Source organism: Devosia insulae DS-56, from assembly GCF_000970465.2.
Lineage (GTDB): Bacteria > Pseudomonadota > Alphaproteobacteria > Rhizobiales > Devosiaceae > Devosia_A > Devosia_A insulae.
Window position 1 is genome coordinate 1 of the sequence record NZ_LAJE02000352.1, and the last position, 22,858, is coordinate 22,858.

General features: G+C 65.5%; 21 protein-coding genes. 6 read left to right on the plus strand and 15 right to left on the minus strand.

The window, feature by feature from the left end:
* Positions 1–87 precede the first annotated feature (87 nt).
* The 5 genes from VW23_RS23085 (at position 88) to VW23_RS23105 (ending at position 7,737) form a co-directional block, all read left to right on the plus strand.
* Positions 88–1,140 (plus strand): D-TA family PLP-dependent enzyme, encoded by a 1,053-nt coding sequence (locus tag VW23_RS23085; RefSeq protein WP_069911842.1) that lies wholly within the window; start codon positions 88–90, stop codon positions 1,138–1,140.
* Positions 1,141–1,243: 103 nt separating this feature from the next.
* Positions 1,244–3,181, plus strand: a complete 1,938-nt coding sequence (locus VW23_RS23090; RefSeq protein WP_069911843.1) for a beta-N-acetylhexosaminidase — start codon at positions 1,244–1,246, stop codon at positions 3,179–3,181.
* Between the two features lie 19 nt (positions 3,182–3,200).
* Positions 3,201–3,683 (plus strand): GNAT family N-acetyltransferase, encoded by a 483-nt coding sequence (locus tag VW23_RS23095; protein ID WP_069911844.1) that lies wholly within the window; start codon positions 3,201–3,203, stop codon positions 3,681–3,683.
* Positions 3,684–3,770: 87 nt separating this feature from the next.
* On the plus strand, positions 3,771–5,582 hold the full coding sequence (locus VW23_RS23100) for a putative bifunctional diguanylate cyclase/phosphodiesterase (protein WP_069911845.1): 1,812 nt from the start codon (positions 3,771–3,773) through the stop codon (positions 5,580–5,582).
* A gap of 181 nt (positions 5,583–5,763) precedes the next feature.
* Positions 5,764–7,737, plus strand: coding sequence for a PhoX family protein (locus VW23_RS23105; RefSeq protein ID WP_069911846.1), 1,974 nt, complete (start codon positions 5,764–5,766; stop codon positions 7,735–7,737).
* 219 nt (positions 7,738–7,956) lie between these two features.
* On the opposite strand, the gene VW23_RS23110 is transcribed toward VW23_RS23105, so the two are convergent.
* From VW23_RS23110 to aptA, 10 genes are all read right to left on the minus strand, one after another.
* Entirely contained in the window at positions 7,957–8,931 is a 975-nt protein-coding gene (locus VW23_RS23110; RefSeq protein ID WP_069911847.1) for an ABC transporter substrate-binding protein, read from the minus strand.
* A 128-nt stretch (positions 8,932–9,059) separates the two neighbouring features.
* Positions 9,060–10,175 (minus strand): ABC transporter permease, encoded by a 1,116-nt coding sequence (locus VW23_RS23115; RefSeq protein WP_069911848.1) that lies wholly within the window; start codon positions 10,173–10,175, stop codon positions 9,060–9,062.
* Positions 10,172–11,053, minus strand: coding sequence for an ABC transporter permease (locus tag VW23_RS23120; protein ID WP_069911849.1), 882 nt, complete (start codon positions 11,051–11,053; stop codon positions 10,172–10,174). Before VW23_RS23120 ends, VW23_RS23115 begins: the two co-directional genes overlap by 4 nt.
* A 4-nt stretch (positions 11,054–11,057) precedes the next feature.
* A complete protein-coding gene (locus VW23_RS23125; protein WP_069911850.1) occupies positions 11,058–11,861 on the minus strand; it encodes an ABC transporter ATP-binding protein in 804 nt (267 codons plus the stop codon).
* 4 nt (positions 11,862–11,865) lie between these two features.
* The gene (gene hydA / locus VW23_RS23130; protein ID WP_069911851.1) at positions 11,866–13,320 is read right to left on the minus strand and encodes a dihydropyrimidinase; all 1,455 of its coding nucleotides are present in this window, start codon (positions 13,318–13,320) and stop codon (positions 11,866–11,868) included.
* A gap of 76 nt (positions 13,321–13,396) precedes the next feature.
* Positions 13,397–13,597, minus strand: a complete 201-nt coding sequence (locus tag VW23_RS23135) for a hypothetical protein (protein WP_069911852.1) — start codon at positions 13,595–13,597, stop codon at positions 13,397–13,399.
* Positions 13,598–13,640: 43 nt separating this feature from the next.
* On the minus strand, positions 13,641–14,891 hold the full coding sequence (locus VW23_RS23140) for a Zn-dependent hydrolase (RefSeq protein WP_069911853.1): 1,251 nt from the start codon (positions 14,889–14,891) through the stop codon (positions 13,641–13,643).
* Positions 14,892–14,893: 2 nt separating this feature from the next.
* Positions 14,894–15,340, minus strand: a complete 447-nt coding sequence (locus VW23_RS23145) for an endonuclease domain-containing protein (protein WP_069911854.1) — start codon at positions 15,338–15,340, stop codon at positions 14,894–14,896.
* A gap of 129 nt (positions 15,341–15,469) precedes the next feature.
* Positions 15,470–16,966 (minus strand): CoA-acylating methylmalonate-semialdehyde dehydrogenase, encoded by a 1,497-nt coding sequence (locus tag VW23_RS23150; protein WP_069911855.1) that lies wholly within the window; start codon positions 16,964–16,966, stop codon positions 15,470–15,472.
* Between the two features lie 69 nt (positions 16,967–17,035).
* On the minus strand, positions 17,036–18,367 hold the full coding sequence (gene aptA / locus VW23_RS23155; protein ID WP_069911856.1) for an omega-aminotransferase AptA: 1,332 nt from the start codon (positions 18,365–18,367) through the stop codon (positions 17,036–17,038).
* A 135-nt stretch (positions 18,368–18,502) separates the two neighbouring features.
* Between aptA and VW23_RS23160 the strand changes: the two genes are divergently transcribed.
* Positions 18,503–19,171 (plus strand): TetR family transcriptional regulator C-terminal domain-containing protein, encoded by a 669-nt coding sequence (locus VW23_RS23160; RefSeq protein ID WP_069911861.1) that lies wholly within the window; start codon positions 18,503–18,505, stop codon positions 19,169–19,171.
* A gap of 23 nt (positions 19,172–19,194) precedes the next feature.
* On the opposite strand, the gene VW23_RS23165 is transcribed toward VW23_RS23160, so the two are convergent.
* The 5 genes from VW23_RS23165 to VW23_RS23185 all read right to left on the minus strand — a co-directional run bounded on the left by VW23_RS23165 (position 19,195) and on the right by VW23_RS23185 (position 22,767).
* Positions 19,195–20,118 carry a DMT family transporter gene (locus VW23_RS23165; RefSeq protein WP_244513714.1) on the minus strand — a complete coding sequence of 308 codons (924 nt, stop codon included), beginning with the start codon at positions 20,116–20,118 and terminating at the stop codon, positions 19,195–19,197.
* Positions 20,119–20,124: 6 nt separating this feature from the next.
* A complete protein-coding gene (locus VW23_RS23170; protein ID WP_069911857.1) occupies positions 20,125–20,502 on the minus strand; it encodes a hypothetical protein in 378 nt (125 codons plus the stop codon).
* Between the two features lie 162 nt (positions 20,503–20,664).
* On the minus strand, positions 20,665–21,129 hold the full coding sequence (locus VW23_RS23175; RefSeq protein WP_069911858.1) for a carboxymuconolactone decarboxylase family protein: 465 nt from the start codon (positions 21,127–21,129) through the stop codon (positions 20,665–20,667).
* A gap of 29 nt (positions 21,130–21,158) precedes the next feature.
* Positions 21,159–21,662, minus strand: a complete 504-nt coding sequence (locus VW23_RS23180) for an RrF2 family transcriptional regulator (RefSeq protein ID WP_069911859.1) — start codon at positions 21,660–21,662, stop codon at positions 21,159–21,161.
* Between the two features lie 79 nt (positions 21,663–21,741).
* Positions 21,742–22,767 (minus strand): GGDEF domain-containing protein, encoded by a 1,026-nt coding sequence (locus tag VW23_RS23185; protein ID WP_069911860.1) that lies wholly within the window; start codon positions 22,765–22,767, stop codon positions 21,742–21,744.
* Positions 22,768–22,858 lie beyond the last annotated feature (91 nt).

Consider the following 22,858-nt stretch of genomic DNA (forward strand, 5'->3'; position numbering starts at 1 on the left):
GGCTAGGGACCTGCGGATTGCACCCCCACCTTGCATTCCCACCCGGCTCCGGGCGAAGTGACGCGCCAAATCTTCGGAGCCCGCGTCATGCCGACCATTGCCGACCTCGATACTCCCGCCGTCCTCATCGATATCGATCGCGTCGAGGCCAACCTGCAGCGGGCCCAGGCACATGCCACCGAGCAAGGCTATGCCCTGCGCCCGCACATCAAGACCCACAAGCTGCCGCGCTTTGCCCAGCGCCAGGTCGAACTCGGCGCCGTCGGTATCACGGTGCAGAAGCTGGGCGAGGCCGAGGTGATGGCCGATGCCGGCCTCGCCGACATCTTCCTCCCCTACAATATCCTTGGCGCCAGAAAGCTGGCGCGGCTCAAGGCGTTGAACGAGCGCGTCACCCTGTCGGTCACCGCCGACAGCCCCGACACGCTGTTCGGCTATGCCGCCACCTTCACTGCCGGCAAACCGTTGACCGTGCTGATCGAGTGCGATTCCGGTGGTGGCCGCTGTGGCGTGCAGACCCCGGCCCAGGCCCTGGCGCTGGCCCGCCAGATCGCGCTCGCCCCCGGCCTGCGCTTCGGTGGCCTAATGACCTATCCGCCGCTGCATGGGGTGGAGAAATCCAACGCCTGGCTCAGCGAGGCGGTGGCGCTGTTCGAGCAAGCCGGCATCGCCGTGCCGCGGGTCTCCTCTGGCAACAGTCCGGACATGTGGGCGCCGGCCGCGGCGCCGGTCACCGAGCGCCGCCCCGGCACTTACATCTACTACGATCGCTTCCAGGTGAAGGAGCGGGCGGCCGGCCTCGACGATTGCGCGCTGAGCGTCCTCGTCACCGTGGTCAGCCGTCCCACTGCCACGCGGGCGGTGATCGATGCCGGCTCCAAATCACTCACCTCCGACCTCCTCGGCATGGAGGGTTTTGGTCTGGTGATGGGCACCGATCTCACGGTGAAGGGGCTCTCCGAGGAGCACGGCGTCATCGAGCTGCCCGTCGCGTCGGATTGGCCGCGCGTCGGCGAGCGGCTGCGCATCATCCCCAACCACGCCTGCGTCATCTCCAATCTGTTCGACAGCGTGACGCTGATCTCCGGCGACGAGGTTCGCGAAGTGGTTCCTGTGGCGGCCCGCGGTCGCGTCGACTGAGCCCTTACCGGAAAAGTCGACAAAATCGAAAATCCAGCATTTCGGCGTTCCATTGCAGCGGCGAAATGCTCTAGAACTCCTCTCGCAAGGGAGTGGTATTCAAATGGTTGCTGATTGGTATGATGGTTTGACGCTGGCAACCGAGTGGCGTCCGGCCGCCGAAGGCGTGGCTGCGCGCTACCGGCTGATGCTCACCAACGATACGGGTGAAGCGCTGCGCGATTTCCGGCTCGGCATTTCCGGCCCGGCGCGGGTCAGCGACGATGCCGAGATCGTCGGCGCCAAGGTGGTGACCCAGCTTTCCAATTTCTGCGAGCTGGCGCCCGAGCGTGGCTTCGTCCTCGCCCCCGGCGCCCGCTGGACCATCGATGTGCTGAAGCTCGACTACCCGATCCGCCACTGGACGGATGGCGCCACCACCGGCTTCCTCGTCCTCGCCGATGGCACCACGCGCTCGCTGCGCACCGTGCCGACCCGGCGCGAGGGCAGCGACACCCTGCGCAAGAAAGGCACCGCCATCTACGAAGTGCCCGAGCACCCGCCGGTGCCGGTATCGATCGTCCCCTGGCCGCAGGATGTGGCGGTCTCCGGCCGCCGCACGGCGCCCGCCGGGCTCGCGCCGATCCCCTCGGCGATCGGCAAATCGGCCGCTACCGCCTTCGGCAAGCTGACGGAAAAGCTGTTCCCGGGCGAAGGCTTGGTCCGTCCCGCCCATGAAGGCGGCTTCCCGGTCGAGCTGGTCGCCGGGGCTGGCGGCAAGGAAGGCTATGCCATCGAGTTCGCCGCCGACCGGGCCCGCATCATCGGCGAAACCGAAACCGGCCTGCTCTACGGGCTGATCACGCTGGGCCAGATCCTCCGTGGCGCCCGCATCCACCTGCGCCAGTTCAACTTCCCCACTTCCGGCCGCATCGAGGATGCTCCGGCGATGGCGTGGCGCGGCAGCCATCTCGATGTGGCCCGCCGCTACTATGCCAAGGACGAGGTCGAGCGCTTCATCGCCATCCTCGCCTGGAACAAGCTCAACGTGCTGCACTGGCACCTGAGCGACGACGAGTCGTGGCGCGTCGAGATCGACGCCTATCCGCAGCTCACCGGCAAGGGCGCCTGGCGCGGTTACGGCATGCCCGTCCCGCCGCTTCTCGGTTCGGGTCCGGAGCGTACCGGCGGCTATTATTCGAAGGCCGATATCCACGCCATTGTCGGCTTCGCCACCGAAGTCGGCGTCGACGTGGTGCCCGAGATCGATATGCCGGGCCATTGCTACGCCATGCTGCAGGCCATCCCGGCACTGCGCGATCCCGGCGAGAACGCCCCCTACTACTCGATCCAGAGCTTCCCCAATAACTGCCTCAACCCGGGCGTCGAAGCCACTTATGGCGTGGTCGAGGCAATCATCGACGAGATGGTCGAGCTCTTCCCCTCGCGCTACTTCCATGTCGGCGCCGATGAAGTGCCCGAGGATGCCTGGCACTCCTCGCCCGCTGCCAACAAGCTGCGCAAAGAGCTCGGCGTTACCGGCGCCGCGCCGCTGCAGGCCCGCTTCCTGCAGCGCCTCCAGGCTTACCTGACCTCGAAGGGCAAGCTGACCGGCGCCTGGGAAGAGGCCTCGCATGGTGGCGGTCTCGACCGGGCCAACTGCTACCTCGTCGGCTGGAAGGACACCGCGATCAGCCAGAAGCTCGCTGCCGAAGGCTACGATGTCGTCGTTGCCCCGGCGCAGGCCTACTATCTCGACATGGCGAACTCCGAGGATTGGCATGAGTGTGGCGCTGCCTGGGCCGGCTGGTCGTCGCCCGAAAAGAGCTATGGCTTCGAGCCCATCGCCGGCTGGAGCGCGGTCGAGCGCGGCCACCTGCTCGGCATTCAGGCCTGTATCTGGTCCGAGCCGATGACCGACCGCGCCGTGTTCGACCGGCTGGTCTTCCCGCGCCTTTCGGCCATCGCCGAAACCGGCTGGAGTTCCAACCGCGATTTCAACCGCTTCAAGGCGCTGGTCGGCCTGATGCCGAACCTTTACGGTCGTTACGAAGGATTCTGAGTGAAGGACCGTTAGCACAATGGGCGATCTGCTGGTCCGGCTGTATGACCTGCCGGACATTGCCTCCGAAGCAAAGGTGAAGGCGGCCGGGGTGACCGTCCGCCGCGCCCTGCCACCGGAACGTCACGTCGTCGCCGCCTGGGTCGGCAAGCACTTCAGCCCGTTCTGGGTGTCCGAGGTCGAGGCGGCGATGAGCCGCCTGCCGGTCACCTGCTGGATTGCCGTGAAGGACAACCAGCTGCTCGGCTTCGCCTGCCACGATGCCACCACCAAAGGTTTCTTCGGCCCGACCGGGGTCGACGAAGCGGCGCGCGGGCAGGGCATTGGCGAGGCCCTGCTGATCGCCACGCTGCGCGGTATGCGCGAGGCGGGCTATGCCTATGCCGTGATCGGCGGCGCCGGTCCGGTCGAGTTCTACCAGAAGCGGCTTGACGCCATGGTGATCCCGAAGTCCGAGCCCGGCATCTACAATGGGATGCTGCGGCCCCCCAAGTCGGATTGAATGCAGCGTCTCGACTAACCTTGCATTTACTCGCTGGCGCTAGGCTATGAGCTTCGATCTCCTTGGGATTTCCGGGGCTCCAGCGCTTTGCCAAAGACCGGAAAGACACCCACCGCTCCGCCGGACGCGGCTGCGCCGCCTGAGGCCGACACCACGGCGCTGCTGAAACTCACCCGCTCGCTGGGCACGGCGCGCGGCAAGCTGCGCGCTCAGGACCTGCATCTGCGCGCTATCCTCGACAATCTGGCGCACGGCATTTCGCTCTACGATCGGCAGGGCCGGCTGGTGCTGTGCAACCAGCAATTCCTCGACATTTACCGCCTGCCGCCCGAGCTGGGGCGACGCGGCACGACGTTCCGGCAGATCCTCGAGGCGCGTGTCGCCGGTAATACGCATGTCGGCGATGACGTCGAGGACTACGTCGCCGATCGGCTGAGCGCCGTGCGCGAGCACCGCACCCTGGGCGGTATCCACCGGCTCAACTCGGGGCAGGTGATCTCGATGACCCACCAGCCGATCGACGATGGCGGCTGGATCTCGACCCACAAGGATGTGACCGAGCTGCACAACATGCAGGCCGAGCTCACCCACCTCGCCTATCACGATGCGCTGACGGGCCTGCCCAATCGCACGCTGTTCTACCGCCGGGTCGGCAACGCCTTCCATGATGTCGGCCGGGCCAGCGGCTTTGCCGTGCTCTGCCTCGATCTCGATGGCTTCAAGGCGATCAACGACAGCCTTGGCCATGCCGCCGGCGATGCGCTGCTGAAGCAGTTTGCCGGCCGCCTCGGCGGTTGCCTCGGCCCGATGGACAGCGCCGCCCGCATGGGCGGCGATGAATTCGCCGTGCTGCATCGCGGCGGCGACGCCGAGAGCGCGCTCGACCTCGCGACCAGCATCTGCGCCGCCACTGTCGCCCCCTACGATCTCGACGGCCAGGTGCTGACCATCGCCGTCGGCATCGGCATCGCCGTGGCGGGCGCCGACGGCAACGAGCCCGACGAGCTGCTGCATAATGCCGACGTCGCGCTCTATGCCGCCAAGCGCGACGGCCGCGGCGCCATCCGCTGCTTCGAGCCCGAGCTCAACCGCATCGGCGTCGATCGCCGCCGGCTCGAGGCCGACCTGCGTCGGGCCCTCGAGTTCGGCGAGTTCCAGCTCTATTTCCAGCCCATCCTCAACCTCCGCACCCATGCCTTCTCAGGTTTTGAGGCTTTGCTGCGCTGGCAGCATCCCGAGCGCGGGCTGGTGCCGCCCTGCGACTTCATCCCGGTCGCCGAGGAGACCGGCCTGATCGTCCCGATCGGCGACTGGGTGATCCGCGAAGCCCTGGCGGAAGCGGCCCGCTGGCCGGGTGAGTTGAAGATCGCCGTCAACGTCTCCTCGGTGCAACTGGTCCGCGGCAACCTCGTCACCACGCTGGTGCATGCGCTCGCTGCCTCCGGCATCGCCCATGAGCGGGTCGAGATCGAAATCACCGAGTCGGTGTTCCTCGAAAACTCCGACCAGAGCCTCGATACCCTGCGTCAGCTGCGCGCCCTCGGCGTCCGCATCGCGCTCGACGATTTCGGCACCGGGTTTTCGGCGCTCGGCTACCTGCTCGCCTTCCCGTTCGACAAGATCAAGATCGACGGCACCTTCATCAGGGCGCTCGACAGCGCCGAGGGGGCCGAAACCATCGTCGCCGCGGTGGCCGATATCGGCGCCCGCCTGATGATGGCGACCACCGCCGAAGGCATCGAAACCGCCGAGCAGCTGCGCGGCGTGCATGCCGCCGGCTATACCGAGGCGCAAGGCTACCTGATCTCCCGCCCGATGGCCCGCGACGCCGTCCGCCGCCTCGTCTTCGCCTCCGACGCCATGCCCGAGCCGCCGCTCGAGCAACGCGAAGCGGGGTAGGTTCGCAACGCCTTGCATCGGCGGTGCCACATCGCCCCCTCGCCCGTCGGGGGTGGGGGCGAGGGGACGCAAGAGCACTCCCGCCCAGCGTGAGCCCCGTCACCTGACCGTCATCGATCCGTCACAGCAGCTTCGCCTGCCGGGTGCACGCATCCCCACATACTTCCAGGGGAGCGTCACCATGACCGATCGTTTGAAGAGCCGCGCGCGCCCGACGCGCCGCCAGTCCTTCACCACCAAATATTCCGACCTGATGGCCGAGGGCTATTCGCGCCGCACCGTCTTGAAGGGGCTGCTCGCCGGCACCGCGCTCGCCACTTCCGGCCTCGGCTTCAGCCGCGCCGCCGCCGCATCCAACTCGCCGTCGAGCCTCACCTTCCCTGAGCTGAGCCGCGTCACCGACAAGACCGACCACTGGCCCGAGGGCTATTCGCGCCAGATCTTGCTCAAATGGGGCGACAAGCTGTTCCCCGACAGCCCGGCCTTCGACATCGCCAGCCTCGACGGCGCCGCCGCCGAAAAGCAGTTCGGCTACAACAACGACTTCACCGCCTTCCTGTCGCTGCCGCAGGGCAGTGAGAGCAACGACCATGGCCTGTTGGTGGTGAACCACGAGTATGCCTCGCCCTACCTGATGTTCCCCGGCATGACCGATGAGGATTACCGGGAAAAGCTCACCGACGCGCAGATCCGCGCTGTCGCCGCCTCCACCGGCATTTCCGTCGTCGAAGTGAAAAAGATCGGCACCGAATGGCAGGTGATCACCGACGGTCAGTACAACCGCCGCGTCCACATGGGCACCGAAATGCGGCTGAGCGGTCCTGCTGCCGGCGATGATCGGCTGAAGACCAGCATCGATCCCACCGGCACCATCGTTTTCGGCTCGATCTCCAACTGCTCGGGCGGCATCACCCCGTGGGGCACCATGCTCTCGGGCGAAGAGGGCGGCATGGACATCTTTGCCGGCGACTACACCACGCTGCCCGATCAGGACCTGGTCGAGCGCGAGGGCTGGGACGAGGACGAGAACGACGGCTATGCCCTGGGTCGCGTCGACGCCCGCCTGAAATTCGAGAACGAGCCCAACGAGTGGCTGAAGTTCGATTGGGTGGTCGAGATCGATCCGTTCGACCCGGCGGCAAAGCCGGTGAAGCGCACTGCGCTCGGCCGCTTCACTCACGAAGGGGCGCAGGTCGCCGTGGCGCCGGATGGCCGCGTCGTCCTCTACATGGGCGACGATGACGACTTCGAGTACCTCTACAAGTTCGTCACTTCGAAGCCGTGGAACCCCACCGATCGCGCCGCCAACAAGGACCTGCTCGACGAGGGCACGCTCTACACCGCCCGTTTCGATGCTGACGGCAAGCTGAGCTGGCTGCCGCTGGTGCAGGGGCAGGGGCCGCTGACGCCGGAGAATGGCTTTAGCACCCAGGCCGACGTGGTGCTCCGCACCCGTATGGCCGCGGACCTCCTCGGCGCCACCCCGATGGATGCGCCCGAAGGCTTCGTGCCGCACCCCAAAACCGGCCGCGTCTATATCGCCATGACCGAGAACGAGGATCGCCTGCCGGCTGGTGAGGGTGATGCCGGTGAACAGGTCAACGTCGCCAATCCGCGCGCGCCCAACCCCGATGGGCACATCCTCGAGCTCACCCCGCCCGGCGCCCCCGATGCGCCCGACCATGCCGCGACCGACTACACCTGGGACGCCTTCATCCTATGCGGCGACCCCACCGATCCGGCCTCGCACGCGCTCTGCCACCCCGAGACCTCGGCCAATGGCTGGTTCACCGACCCCGACAACCTGTCGGTCGACCCGGCCGGCCGCCTCTGGGTCACGACCGATGGCCCGCCCGATGCCGGCTTCAACGACGCGCTCTACGTCGCCGACACCGAAGGCGACGGCAAGGCGCTCAGCAAGCTGTTCTACTCACCGCCGGTCGGCTCGGAAGTTTGCTCGCCGGCCTTCACGCCCGACGGCAAGACCATGTTCCTCTCCATCCAGCACCCGGGCGAACTGCGGCTCGAGGACGGCGAGGATTCCACCTCGATCGCCGATGCCGGCACCAACTGGCCCGATTTCATCGACGGCCAGGGCCCGCGCCCCTCGCTGGTGGTGATCAGCAAGGACGATGGCGGGGTGATCGGCAGCTGAGGGGCGGGGGCGTACTGAAGCAGACGGCCCCCTCCCGGCCTCCCCCATAAAGGGGGAGGTGAAGAGCCGAGGCTCTGTCTTCGATCGTGCCTAACGCACCGGCGGGGCACCTCCCCCTTTATGGGGGAGGATGGGAGGGGGTCGTCTCTCTCAATCAGAGCAAACAAAAAGGGCGGGGATCGCTCCCCGCCTTCGTCATTTCGCTGTAACCGCCGCCGCTTACTTCAGCGCGTCGGTGATCACAGTGGTGTAGGCGCCTTCCGGGGCCTTGCTGATGATCTTCTGGTCGACCAGCGCCTTGATGGTGCGGTCGTAGGCGGCGAGGTCGAGCGCCGGGTCGGTGGCGTCGACCAGCTTCGACACTTCGCCGACCATGTAGCGCTGGTGCTTCAGCTCCGCAGCGCCGGTATCGTCCGAGTCGACCACGATCTGCGCGGCTTCATCGGCGTTGTCGAGCGCATACTGCCAGCCCTTCATCGAGGCCTTCACGAAGCGGGTATAGGCGTCGACCTTGGCGGCATCCTGCAGCGTCGGCTCCATCACATAGAGGCCGTCTTCGAGCAGGTCGTTGCCCATCTCGGTGTAGTTGAAGATGGTGAGGTTGTCCGGACCGTAGCCGGCATCGAGCGCCTGACCGTACTCGTTATAGGTCATCACCGAGATGCAGTCGGCCTGCTTCTGGATCATCGGCTGGATGTCGAAGGACTGCTGCAGCACCTTGACGTCGCCGCCTTCGGCCGTCGACAGGCCTTCCTTGTTCATCCAGGCGAAGAACGGATACTCGTTGCCGAAGAACCAGACGCCCAGCGTCTTGCCCTTGAAGTCGGCGACGGTGTTGATGTTGGTTTCCTTCGGACAGATCAGCTCGAGGCCGGAGCGCTTGAACGGCTGCGCGATGTTGACCAGCGGCACGCCCTTGTCGCGGGCTGCGGCCGCACCGCCCATCCAGTCGACGATGATGTCGGCGCCGCCGCCGGCGATCACCTGCTCCGGCGCCACGTTCGGGCCGCCCGGCAGGATCGTCACATCGAGCTTCTCGTCGGTGTAAAAGCCCTTCGCCTTGGCCACGATGTAGCCGGCGAACTGCGCCTGCGTCACCCACTTCAGCTGCAGCGTCAGCTTGTCCTGCGCCATCGCAGCGGACGCGGTAAGCGCCATTGCGCCCGCGGCCAATGCAAGAAGAAGTTTCTTCATTGTCGTTTCCCTTACCCCTGTTACGCCCGACCACCACGGCCGGGCGGATACGACAGAAACATCCGGGCCATCAGTCGCCCGTCGTTCCCCTTACCACGGCAAGTCCGACCACCACGGCCAAGCGGACGTTACGTCCGCCCACCTCGTATGGACGGATGCCAGAAGGTCACCGCGCGCTCGATGAGCGCGATGACCCCATAGAAGGCAGACCCTGCAACCGCCGCCACGGCGATCTCTGCCCAGACCAGGTCGATGTTGAGTTTTCCGACCTCGGTCGATATCCGGAACCCCATTCCCACGATGGGCGTACCGAAGAATTCCGCTACGATTGCGCCGATCAGCGCCAGAGTCGAGTTGATCTTCAAGGCGTTGAAGATGAACGGCCCGGCCGCCGGCAGCCGCAGCTTCAGCAGCGTCTGCCAGTAATTCGCCGCATAGGTCCGCATCAGATCGCGTTCGATCGATGACGAGGCATTGAGCCCGGCGACAGTGTTCACCAGCATCGGAAAGAACGTCATCGCCACGACCACCGCGGCCTTCGACGGCCAGTCGAAACCGAACCACATCACCATGATCGGCGCGATGCCGATGATCGGCAGCGCCGAAACGAAATTGCCGATCGGCAGCAGCCCGCGTTTGAGGAACGGCGAGCGGTCGACGAGGATGGCGACGACGAAGCCCGAGCCGCAGCCGAGCGTGAAGCCGACGATCACCGCCTTGAAGGTCTGCACGAAATCCGCCGCTAGTGTCGGGACCGACGCCGTGAGCCGCACCCAGATCATGCTCGGCGGCGGCAGCAGCACCTGTGGCACGTTGGCGCCGCGGGTGATGGCTTCCCAGGCAATCAGCACGGCAATGCCGAACGCCACCGGCACCAGCCAGCCGAACAGGCTGTCATTGGCCTTGCCTCGGCGGATGTCGGCCGAGAGCTGCTCGGCGAACAGCCAGCACAACAGCCAGGTGAGGACCAGCAGCGCCCAGAACCCGGCCAGCGCCTTGTCCATCGGTTCGACCCAGACGATCAGCAGCCCGCAGCCAACCGCGGCGAGAAGGCCCGTGGCGAGGGTCGGCGCGCGCAACCGGAACGCACCGATCGCTGCCAGCGTCGCAACGAGGAAGATCACTGTCGGGACGCTGGTGGCGGCGGCGGTCGGTACGCCGCCGAAACTGCCGATCGGCAGCACCAGGGTCAGCACTGCAAACAGCAGCGCGGCGACGGCGAGGATGGATTGCAGCCGGCTCATGCCCGCACCCCCATCCGCCGGTTGGCGAGCTTTTCGCCCCAGCCCACAAGGATCACGAGGATGGCCGCGAGCGCCGCGGCGATGAACAAAGCCGCCCAGATCTGGATGGTCTGGCCGTTATAGGAGCCGGTCAGCAGCCGTACCCCGAGCCCGCCGCCCGCGTTGTTGCTGAGCTCGCCCACCACTGCGCCAATCAGCGAAATGGCGATGCCCACCTTCATCGAGGCGAACAGGATCGGCACCGAAGCCGGCCAGCGCAGTTTGAGGAACACCTGCAGCGGCGACGCATTATAGGTGCGCATCAGGTCGAGCTGGATCTGCTCGGGTGTGCGCAGCCCCTTCACCATGCCGACCACCACCGGGAAGAAGCTGAGATACATCGAGATCAACGCCTTAGGGATCAGACCTGTCACCCCAACCGCGCCCAGGCCAACCACCACCATCGGCGCAATCGCCAGGATCGGCACGGTCTGGCTGGCAATGATCCACGGCATCAGCGAGCGGTCCGACGCGTTGTTGTGGACGATCATCACCGCCAGGACCACCCCCAGCAGCGTCCCCATGCCAAAGCCCAGCAGCGTCGCGCCCAGCGTAATGCCGGCATGGAAGGCCAGCGAGCGCGGCGCGGTGATGGCCGAACCGAACAGCCCAGTCCAGATCGCCCCGACCACCTGGTGCGGCGCCGGCAGCACCGGCTTGTCCTGCGTGAAGGTCTGCAGCGCGAACTCGGTGAACGGCACATTGGTGAGGTTGGCGCGCCCGTTCAGGGTGTCCTGCCATGGCGCATTCATCACGATCGCCATCACGTACCAGAACAGCACGATCGCCAGCAGCACGATCAGCACCGGAACCGTCTTGCCCCCCATCAGCCCCCGCATCGGCCTATTCCTCGTACGAGTGGCCGGCGCGCAGCCCGTCGCGGACGCGGGCAGCGAGCTGCAGGAACTCCGGCGTCTCGCGGATTTCGAGCGGGCGTTCGCCATGCGGCAAAGTGCTGTCGATGACGTCGGTTACCCGTCCCGGCCGCGGGCTCATCACCACGATCTTGGTACTGAGGTACACCGCCTCGGGGATCGAGTGGGTGACGAAGGCGATGGTCTTCTGCGTCGTCGCCCAGAGCTTGAGGAGCTCGGAGTTGAGGTGGTCGCGGACGATCTCGTCCAGTGCCCCGAACGGCTCGTCCATCAGTAAGAGGTCGGCATCGAACGCCAGCGCCCGGGCAATCGAGGCGCGCTGCTGCATGCCGCCACTGAGCTGCCAGGGGAATTTCTTCTCGAACCCCTCGAGGTTCACCAGCTCGACGGCCTTCTTGATCCGCGCCTTCCGGTCGGCGTCGCCATAGCCCATGATCTCGAGCGGCAGCGCCACGTTGTTCTCGATGGTGCGCCATGGAAACAGCGCCGGCGCCTGGAACACATAGCCATAGGAGCGGTTGAGCCGTGCATCGGTCGGCGAGGTGCCGTTGACGGTGATGGTCCCCGAGGTCGGCTGTTCGAGGTCGGCGATCACCCTGAGAAAGGTGGTCTTGCCGCAGCCCGAAGGTCCGATGAACGAGACGAACTCGCCTCGATTGATGCCCAGATTGACGTCCGACAGCGCCACCACGTCGCCATCCGCCGTCTTGAAAGTCAGGCCGAGACCCTTGGCCTCGACCACGCTCTGCGATTTGCCCCCGTCAGTCGTCAAACCCTCAAACCCCCGTCGCCGGAATACCTGTTCGTTCCACCTTGCGCGGCGCGGTGATCTCTTTCCACGTCGAAAGCGCCCGGTTCACCGGGTTCTTCGCCTCGCGGGCGACGAACTGGCCGTGGCCCTGCTCGGTGCTGATCTGGTCTTCGGTCACTGCCACCTGTCCACGCGTCAGCGTGAACCGCGGTAGCCCCTCGACCTCGATGCCCTCGAACACGTTGTAGTCGATCGCCGACTGCTGTTTGGCCGCGCTGATCGTCTTCTTGCGCTTGGGATCCCACACCACCAGGTCGGCATCTGCCCCGACCAGGATGGCGCCCTTTTTGGGGTACATGTTGAGGATCTTGGCGATGTTGGTCGAGGTCACCGCGACGAACTCGTTCATCGTCAGCCGGCCGGTCTTGACGCCCTTGGTCCACAGCACCGGCATGCGGTCTTCGAGCCCGCCAGTGCCATTCGGGATCTTGGCGAAGTTGCCGATCCCGTTGCGCTTCTGCGCCGTGGTAAAGGCGCAGTGATCGGTCGCCACCACTTGCAGCGAGCCCGAGGCCAGCCCCGCCCACAGCGAATCCTGGTGCTGCTTGTTGCGGAAGGGCGGGCTCATCACCCGGCGTGCCGCGTAATCCCAGTCGCGGTTGAAATACTCGGTTTCGTCGAGCACCAGGTGCTGGATCAAGGGCTCGCCATAGACGCGCTTGCCCGCCTGCCGCGCCCGGCGGATCGCCTCATGCGCCTGCTCGCACGAGGTGTGGACGATATAGACCGGCACCCCCGCCATGTCGGCGATCATGATCGCCCGGTTGGTTGCCTCGCCCTCCACCTCCGGCGGTCGCGAATAGGCATGCGCCTCCGGCCCGTTATTGCCCGCGGCAAGGAGTTTGGCCGTCATCTGCGCCACCACGTCGCCGTTCTCGGCATGAACCAGCGGCAGGGCGCCGAGGTCGGCGCAGCGCTGGAACGACGAGAACATCTCGTCGTCATCCACCATCAGCGCGCCCTTATAGGCCATGAAGTGCTTGAACGAGGTGATGCCGCGATCGACCACGTCGGCCATTTCGTTGAACACCTGTTCGCCCCACCAGGTGATCGCCATGTGGAACGAGTAGTCGCAGCTGGCCTTCGAGGTCTTGTTGTCCCACATCGCGAGCGCTTCGAGCAGCGACTGCTGCGGGCTGGGCAGGCAGAAATCCACCACCATGGTGGTGCCGCCGCTCAGCGCTGCCCGCGTGCCGCTCTCGAAATCGTCGCTCGAATAGGTGCCCATGAACGGCATTTCGAGATGCGTATGCGGATCGATACCGCCCGGCATCACGTAGCAGCCGCTGGCATCGAGCACCTCGCCACCGCTGAGGTTCTGCCCGATCTCGGTGATCCTGCCGCCTTCGACCCGGATATCGGCCGCATAGGTAAGGTCGGCGGTAACGACGGTGCCGTTCTTGATGATTTTGCTGGTCATTGCGTTCCCTCAAACGAACGAAAGCCGCCGCTGCTACACAGCGACGGCTTCTAAATTGATGCGATAGGTGGTCGGGTCAGGCTTCGACCAGTTCGAGGCGCTTTTCGACACGGTGCAGGCGCTCGTCCACCCGGTCCAGTCGAACCGAGATACTTGCGTACTGCTGTTCGAGCAGTCCAAGGCGCCCTTTGACCTCGACCATGTCGTCGGCCAGTCGATCGACCGTCGAACGAATTGCCCGCAGATGCTCGCGAACAAGATTGTCGGTCGACGACACCAGTCAGCCTCCATGCGTTCCCAACAATATAGGGCGGATGCGCTCACCCCACAATCTCCGCCGTCTCCAGCACCGCGCGCAACAGCACGTCGGTGCCGGCCGCTGCCCACTCCTTCGAGATCTCTTCCGCTTCATTATGCGAAAGCCCATCGACGCACGGGCACATGATCATTGCCGAGGGCGCCACCCGATTGATCCAGCACGCGTCATGCCCGGCGCCCGAGACGATGTCGCGGTGGGAGTAGCCGAGTTCCTTGGCTGCCTCGCGGATATTGCCCACCAGTGTCTTGTCGAACGTCACCGGGTCGAAATGCCCGACCTGCTCAACCTCGAAGCCGATATCGAGCGCCTCGGCGGTGTTCTGGATGCCGTAGCGAATGCGCTCGTCCATCTCGTCCAGCACCTGTTTATTCGGCGAGCGGATGTCGATGGTGAACACCGCCTTGCCGGCGATGATGTTGCGCGAGTTCGGGTAGACCTCGATATGCCCCACCGCGCCCACCGCGTCGGGCTGGTAGTCCATCGCCACTTCGTGCACCAGCTCGATCACCCGAGCCATGCCGAGGCTGGCATTGCGCCGCTTCGGCATCGGGGTGGAGCCGGTATGCGCCTCCTTGCCGGTCAGCGTCACCTGCAGCCACTTCAGCCCCTGGCCATGCGTCACCACGCCGATATCGACGTTCTCGTCCTCGAGGATCGGGCCCTGCTCGATATGCAGTTCGTAGTACGCATGGATCTTGCGTGCTCCGACCACCTCGTCGCCGCGCCAGCCGATCCGCTCCAGCTCCTCGCCGAAGCTCTTGCCGTCCTTGTCTTTGTGGGTATAGACGTCGGCCTGGTCGAGCACTCCGGCGAACACGCCCGAGGCCATCATCGCCGGGGCGAACCGCGCCCCTTCCTCGTTGGTCCAGTTGACCACCACGATCGGGCGCCTGGTGCGGATATCGAGATCGTTGAGCGTGCGGATCACTTCGAGCCCGCCCAGCACGCCGAGCACGCCATCGTAGCGCCCGCCGGTCGGCTGGGTATCGAGATGGCTGCCGACATAGACCGGATCGAGCCCCGGCTCGCTGCCTTCGCGCCGCGCGAACATGGTGCCCATCTGGTCGAGCCCCATCGCGAGGCCGGCCGTCTCGCACCAGCGCTTGAACAGCGCCCGGCCCTTGGCGTCGTCATCGGTCACCGTCTGCCGGTTGCTGCCCCCGGCGACGCCCGGCCCGATCTCGGCCAACTCATGAATGGAGCTCCAAAGGCGCTCGGGGTCGATACGAAGGTTTTCGCCAGGAGCTGCCATAGTTATTGGTCTTTCAGATCGTGTTCGGACGGTGCCGCCGCGTCCCCTCGCCCCTCTGGGGAGAGGGTGGCTGGCGCGAAGCGCCAGTCGGGTGAGGGGCAGTTGTGCAACGTCAGGAGCAGCGCTTCCAGAACGCCGTCGGTGTTCTCGATGACTTCATTGTTCCAGAAGCGGAGTACCGAGAAGCCCTGGTCATTCAGGTAGCGCGTTCGGCGCGCGTCGCTTGCCGATGCCGAATGCTGGCCGCCATCCACTTCCACGATCAGCATCGCCTCGCGGCACACGAAATCGGCAAAGTACTGGCCGATCGCGTACTGACGGACGAACTTGAACCCTCCCAGGCGACGGTCTCGCAGACGGGACCACAGGCGCGCCTCGGCATCAGTCGGTTGAGCCCGTAGGCCACGCGCCCGTTTCCGTATCTTCGGATCGCCGTGACTGCCCCTCACCCTGACCCTCTCCCCAGAGGGGAGAGGGGACGCATTTTGCGCCGCCGGTGCCCCATCGCCCCCTCTCCCCTCTGGGGAGAGGGTTGGGGTGAGGGGCAGTCCAGCAATGCTGGTGCTTGTCTGCATCCGCTACTTCTGGCTCGGGAAGCTGAACTCGGCGCCGCTCTTGATCCCCGCCGGCCAGCGCGTGGTGACCGTTTTCAGCCGGGTGTAGAAGTGCACGCCTTCTGGCCCGTAAATGCCGTGGTCGCCGAAGATCGAGCGTTTCCAGCCGCCGAACGAGTGGTAGGCCACGGGCACCGGGATCGGCACGTTGATGCCGACCATGCCCACTTCGATCTTGTCGGCGAAGTCGCGGGCCGCGTCGCCGTCGCGGGTGAAGATCGCCGTGCCATTGGCATATTCGTGCCCGTGGATCAGGTCGACCGCATCCTGGTAGCTCTGCGCCCGCACCACCGAGAGCACCGGCCCGAAAATCTCCTCGCGGTAGATCTTCATGTCGGGCTTCACATGGTCGAACAGCGTGCCGCCGACGAAGAACCCGTTCTCATAGCCCTGCAGCTTGAAGCCGCGGCCATCGACCACCAGCTCAGCCCCGGCTTCGACGCCTGCATCGATATAGCCGACGATCTTGTCGCGCTGCGCCTCGGAGACGATCGGGCCCATCTGCGCGTCCTTGTCGGTCGCCGGGCCGATCTTCAGCGCTTCGACCCGCGGCTTCAGCCGGGCAATCAGCGCGTCCGCGGTCTTGTCGCCCACCGGCACCGCCACCGAGATCGCCATGCAGCGCTCGCCGGCCGAGCCGTACCCGGCGCCCATCAGTGCATCGGCGGCCTGGTCCATGTCGGCATCGGGCAACACGATCATGTGGTTCTTGGCGCCGCCCAGCGCCTGTATGCGCTTACCGGCCTGGGTGCCGCGCCGATAGACGTACTCGGCGATCGGCGTCGAGCCGACAAAGCTCACCGCCTTGATGTCGGGGTGGTCGAGAATGGTATCGACCGCTTCCTTGTCGCCATGGACGACATTCAGCACGCCGTCGGGCAGGCCGGCATCCATCAGCAGCTGCCAGGCGAACATCGGCGCGCTCGGATCGCGCTCTGACGGCTTCAAGACGAAGGTGTTGCCGCAGGCGATGGCCAGCGGATACATCCACATCGGCACCATGGCCGGGAAGTTGAACGGCGTGATGCCGGCGACCACGCCCAAGGGCTGCCGGTCGGAATAGCTGTCGATGTTGGGACCGACATTACGGCTGAACTCGCCCTTCAACAGCTGCGGCACGCCGCAGGCGAAATCGACGCAGTCGATGCCGCGCGCCAGTTCGCCCAGCGCGTCGTCATGCACCTTGCCATGTTCGCGGCTGATCAGCTCGGCCAGCTCGTCGGCGTGCTTTTCCAGCAGCTCCTTGAACTTGAACATCACCCGCGCCCGCTTCATCGGCGTGGTCGCCGCCCAGGCGGGCAGGGCCTTCTTGGCGGCGGCGACGGCGGCGTTGACCTCATCGACGCTCGACAGCGGCAGCGTTGCGGTGGCCTCGCCGGTGGCTGGGTTGAATACCGGCTGAGTGCGCGGGCTCGTTGAGGTGACCAGCTTGCCGCCGATCGCATTCTGTATCGTCTGCATCACAGACCTCCGCTCGTTGTTTGTAGAACGTTCATTCTATCGATGCCGATATAGAACGATCGTTCCATTCTACTCAAGCGTCTTCAGGATGCTGCCAAGGGTGCCGATCAGCTCGTCGATCTGCGCCTTGGAGATGATCAGCGGCGGGCTCATGGCGATGATGTCGCCGGTGGTGCGGATCAGGATGCCGGTCTCGAAGGCTTTGACGAAGGCCGAGAAGGCTCGCTTGGTCGGCTGGCCGGCGATCGGCTCGAGCTCGATCGCCCCGATCAGCCCGAGGTTGCGGATGTCGATGACATGCGGCAGGCCCTTCAGCGAGTGCAGCGCATCGGCCCAGTACGGGGCCAGCTCCGCGCCGCGGGTCAAGAGGCCCTCGTCCTTGTAGGTCTCGAGCGTCGCGAGGCCGGCCGCCGAGGCGATCGGATTGCCGGAATAAGTATAGCCGTGCATGAACTCGATGACGTGCTCCGGCCCCTGCATGAAGGCGTCATGGATCTCCGAGCTCACCAGCACCGCGCCCATCGGGATGACGCCGTTGGTCAGGCCCTTGGCGGTCACCAGGATATCCGGCGTCACGCCGAAATAGTCCGCCGCGAACGGCGTACCAAGGCGGCCGAAGCCGGTGATCACTTCGTCGAAGATCAGCAGGATGCCGTGCTTCTTGGTGATCTCGCGCAGCTTCTTGAGGTACCCCTTGGGCGGGATCAGCACGCCGGTCGACCCAGCCACCGGCTCGACGATCACTGCCGCGATGGTCGAAGCGTCATGCAGCGTCACGATGCGCTCGAGTTCGGACGCGAGGTCCTCGCCGCCCGCCTCGCGCTCGCCGCGGGTGAACTGGTTTTTGCCCGGGGTATGGGTGTGCGGCATGTGGTCGACGCCGGTCAGCAGCGTGCCGAACATCTTCCTGTTGGTGACGATGCCGCCCACCGAGATGCCGCCGAAATTCACTCCGTGATAGCCGCGCTCGCGCCCGATCAACCGGAACCGGCCGGCATCGCCTTTCACCTTGTGATAGGCGAGCGCCACCTTCAGCGCCGTCTCGACCGATTCCGAACCGGAATTGGTATAGAGCACATGGTCGAGGCCTTGAGGCGCGAACGACACCAGCGCGTTGGCCAGCTCGAACGCCTTGGGATGGCCCATCTGGAACGCCGGCGCGTAGTCGAGCTCGGCCGCCTGTTCCTGGATCGCCTCGACGATTTTCGGGCGGCAATGGCCGGCATTGACGCACCACAGGCCCGCCGTGCCGTCGAGCACTTTGCGTCCGTCGGAAGTCGTATAGTGCATGTCCTTGGCGCCGACGAACATGCGAGGCGCTTTCTTGAACTGTCGGTTCGCCGTGAACGGCATCCAGAACGCGCTCAGATCGTTCGGCGTGACATTGCGACGGTCGGACACCTTGGACTCCCCCGGAGGCTATTTGTTGAGTTCTGAGGTCAAGTATATTTGGCGCTTGACCTTTGGATGTGTTATCCAGAAATTTGACCAGTTGGAAAAAACGTTATCACTCCCATGCCGCCGATCAAGGTGAAAATGCTGGAGACCGAAGGCGGCAAAGGGGGCGCAAAGGCAGCGCCATCGAAGCGTCCAAGGGCGCAGACGCGCATCCAGCGCGAGAAGCAGGAAGTCATCCTCGAGGCGGCGCTCGATGTGTTCAGTCGCGAGGGATTCCGCGGCGCCACCATCGACCAGATCGCCGAAGCGGCAGGGATGAGTAAGCCCAACCTGCTCTACTATTTTCCGCGTAAGGAAGAGATCTACCAGCGCCTGCTCGCCGAGATGCTCGACATCTGGCTCGCCCCGTTGCGCGAGATCGATTCGGTCGGCGACCCGGTCCCCGAGCTCCGCTCCTACCTTCGCCGCAAGCTCGAGATGAGCCGCGACTATCCGCGACAGAGCCGGCTCTTCGCCAACGAGATGCTGCAGGGCGCGCCGCGCGTGCTCGAAATGCTGGAGACCGACCTCAAGGCGCTGGTCGACGATAAGGCCAAGGTGATCGAGGGCTGGATGGATGCCGGCAAGATCGTTCGCACCGACCCCTACCACCTGATCTTTTCGATCTGGGCCACCACCCAGCACTACGCCGATTTCGACGTGCAGGTCCGCGCCGTGCTCGGCAAGGACCGCGGCGGCGAAGGCCGCTTCGAAGACGCCGCCCGCTTCCTCGAAAACCTGTTCCTGCACGGCCTGTTGCCGAAGTAGCTACCGCCTGCGACCGATCGGTCTCAGCGCTCCCTGAGCAGCGCCAGCACCACCAGCCCCAGCACGGTGATCGCCGCGCCGGCGGCAACGCTGAGGCTGGCCCAGCCATGTCCGGCCAGCCCCTCGAACACGATGACGAAGGCCGGCACCAGGTAGCCATAGGCAATCACCTTGGCCGCCGGCAGCCGGGCTGAGGCGAACTGGATCAGGAAGAAGCACACCGCCGTCGGCCCGATGGCGAGATAGAGTACCACCCACCAGACCAGCGCCGGCAGGTGCAGCCAGTCGGTGGCAAGGATTTCGGGCACCCCGTAGAGGACGATCCACGCCGCCGTCGCCACCATGGTCCAGAAGCTCAGCACCAGCGCCGACTCGCCGCGGTTGAAGCGGCGCAGCAGCGGCGTGTAGATCGCATAGGCGACGCAGCCGACGAAGTAGATCAGCTCGCCCTGGCCGATATCGAAGCGCAGCAGCGCGTCGATATCGCCGCGGAAGATCACCCAGATCGCCCCGAGCCCGGCCAGCAACAGGCTGACCATCACCGCCAAGCCCGAACGCTGCCCGACGATGAAATATGCCGTCACCGCCGTCATCAGCGGCACCAGCGTATAGACGGCACTGGTCGCCACCGGCTGCGTCATGGTCAGCGCGATGAACATGGTGACGAAGTAGACGGCGGTCAGGAAGCCGTTAATGCCGAAGCGCCATGGCGCCGGCGGGAAGGCGAACTTCTGCCGCGCCACCCCGAAGGCGAACGCCCCCATCAGCAACGCCGCCATGACGAAGCGCAGCGCGTTGAGCGGCACCGCGTGGATATAGGGCACGGTGAGCGCCCCGAAGGTAAACGAGCCGGCGATCAGCGCTGCGAACAGCAGCATGGCGAGGTGCGACAGCACCCGCTGCCGCTTCGCGTCCGTACTCTCGATGCTGACGCCGGCAACGCTCACGGATGGCTAGAGCGCGTAGGCGATGACGAGCAGGAAAGCGCCGGTCAATCCGCTGTTCATGATGAACGACTGCACATGCGGCTTCTGTTCCTCGCCCGAAAACTCCCAGAACGGGTGGAACAGCAGCGTGGCGAGGACCAGGAAAACGATCAGCGCCAGCCCGCCGAGCACCCCGGCGAACGGCACGAACGGCGCCAGCACCGTCAATGCGCCGCCGACGATCTGCAGCCCCACGCCAAAGCTCGCGGCCGCCTGCGGCTGCGCCACCTTCCTGCCCGCGAGGAAACTCGCAAGGCCCGGGATGCCCTTGATGTTGCGGATGCCGAAAACCACGAAAGCGCCACCCAGCAGCAGGTGGGCGAGAAAGAACAAAGTCCAGAACATGCGTGAAGCTCCTCGGATGTGTGCATAGCGCTTTCGAACGCGCGACCAATCAAAAATCGGAGCACATCGCCGCTTCGCCGAAGCGGTGAGGTGCTCCTGTACAGAACAACGACGCACGAGGCAGGCCGGAATCGACACCGGCCCCCCACAATTGTGCGTGGATCAGGCGGCAACGGTTTCCGGCGCGACGGCGTGCAGCGTCCGGAGCCCGACCGTGACGCGGTTCCACACGTTGATGGTGCTGATTGCCACCGTGATGTTGGCGATCTGCTCCTCGGTGAAATGCGCCTTGAGCGGCTCGAACGCCTCGTCCGGCGCCCGGGTGTCGGCCAACAGGGTCAATGCCTCGGTCCAGGCCAGCACCGCCCGCTCGGCGTCGCTATAGACTGGCGATTCCCGCCATACGTTGACCAGGTTGATCCACTGGTCCGGCATCCCGGTGTGGCGGGCTTCCCTGATGTGCATGTCGACGCAATAGGCGCAGCCGTTGATATGCGAGGCGAGCAGCTTGATCAGGTGGATGTAGCGCGGTTCGAGGCCGGTTTCCTTGACCACGAAGCGGTCGAGCGCTGCTACCGCACGGTAGGTTTCGGGCGCAACCTTGGAGATGTCGAGTCGAGCTCGCATGGGTACAGTCCTTCTTGCTTGGTGAGAGGTTAGCTGGCGGCCCGGCGCCGCTCGTGCCGGTCGCGGAAGGCGCAACTGCGCCCTTCGATGGCGTTGCCGAGTTCGGTGTCCGGGTTATAGGCGAGCTCGGCGATCGTGACCTTGCGCAGCTCGTCGCGATAGGCGCGTTCGGCCTTGAGCATGGCGGCGCTCACGCCGCATGGTTTGGCGAAGAATTTCTGCGGCAGGGGATCAGGGCCCCGTTGCCGGATTTCGCTGCAACGGAATGCCGGGCCGGCACCTTCGAGCGCCAGCACCACGTCGAGCAGCGTAATCTTCTCGGCAGCGCGGCCGAGCCGATAGCCGCCACGCGGCCCCGGCACCGAGGTGAGGAGGCCAGCTCCGGCCAGCGCCTGCAGGTGCTTGAGCAGGTAGCTTGTCGAAACGCCGTGATACTCGGCCAGCGCCGCCGCCGGCATGGCCCCGTCCGGCTGCAACCCGCTCAGCATCAGCATGCAGTGGATGGCCTGTTCCACCCCGTCGCTCAGTTTCATCGTTCGATTCCAATCATGGACAATCCTTATCCATGATTGTGACGGGAGTCGAGTCCGCCGCTTGACGCGTGCGAAAAGCTCAGGCGGCAGCGGAGATGGTCGGGGAGTCGGCGAAGACGAAGGCGTGACCGGGCAGGGCCTTGGCGCGATAGAGCGCCGCGTCCGCAGCGGCCACCAGCCGGGCGCGGTCGTCGCCGTGCTCGCTGCCCATGGCGATGCCGATACTGGCCCCAATCTGAATCTGCGTCGCGCCCAGCCGCACCGGCTCGCTCAGCGCCACGCCGATATCGGCGGCCAGCTCCGCCAGTTCCGCACGTGAGGTAGGTGGCGAACGGAGGAAAGCGAACTCGTCGCCACCGATTCGCGCCACGCAGTCGCCGTCGCGCGCCAGCCCCCGCAGCCGATCTGCCACGATGCGCAGCAGGTCATCGCCGGCGCCATGTCCAAAGCTGTCATTGACGTGCTTGAAGCCGTCGAGATCGAGATAGAGCAGCGCTGGGCCATCTGCTGTCTGCCCGAGCCGCTGATCGAAGCCGAGCCGGTTGTAGAGCCCGGTCAGCGCGTCGCGGGCTGCCAGTTCCTGCGCGGCACGCCGCCGCGCTTCCAGGAGCCGCGCCAGCCGGTAGAGCCGGTTCAGGACGATGGCGATGCCGGCAAGGAACAGTGCGCTCGCCAACAGCCGTATCGGCGCCAGGTGCTGCGCCAGTTCGGTACCGATCCGCCGCGGCGTCCACATCAACCGGGTTTCGGATCCAGGTACCGTGATCGCCACCTCGCCGGGTTGCATGCTGGCCGCATCGCCGAAGCGCGCCCCCGTCAGCACAAAATCCCGAGCCAGACGGCTCGCGCCGGCTGCATCTGGCTGTCCGTCGTGCAGCAGCACGGCAAGCGCCACCTGGGCGCGCTCGGTTTCAGCGCTGATCGCCGTTTCATTAATCGAAAGGACTGAATAGCCGGCGGCGATCACCACGCTCAGGCCGAGCAGCACGATGGCGACGATGCTGATGATCAACAGGCGCCGCGGGTTGGGCAGGTCGAGTTCCGCCATGGCAACATCGTCGGCTCCACGAGCCGAACCGAGTGTGCCTGCATCGCGCTGCGCCATCATCCCCTCCACGTCAGGCGGACGCTACGGCGCGGGAGTTTGCCAATCCCTTAGCGCCGCCCACCCTCGTCGGCGCATGGTTGAACAATGG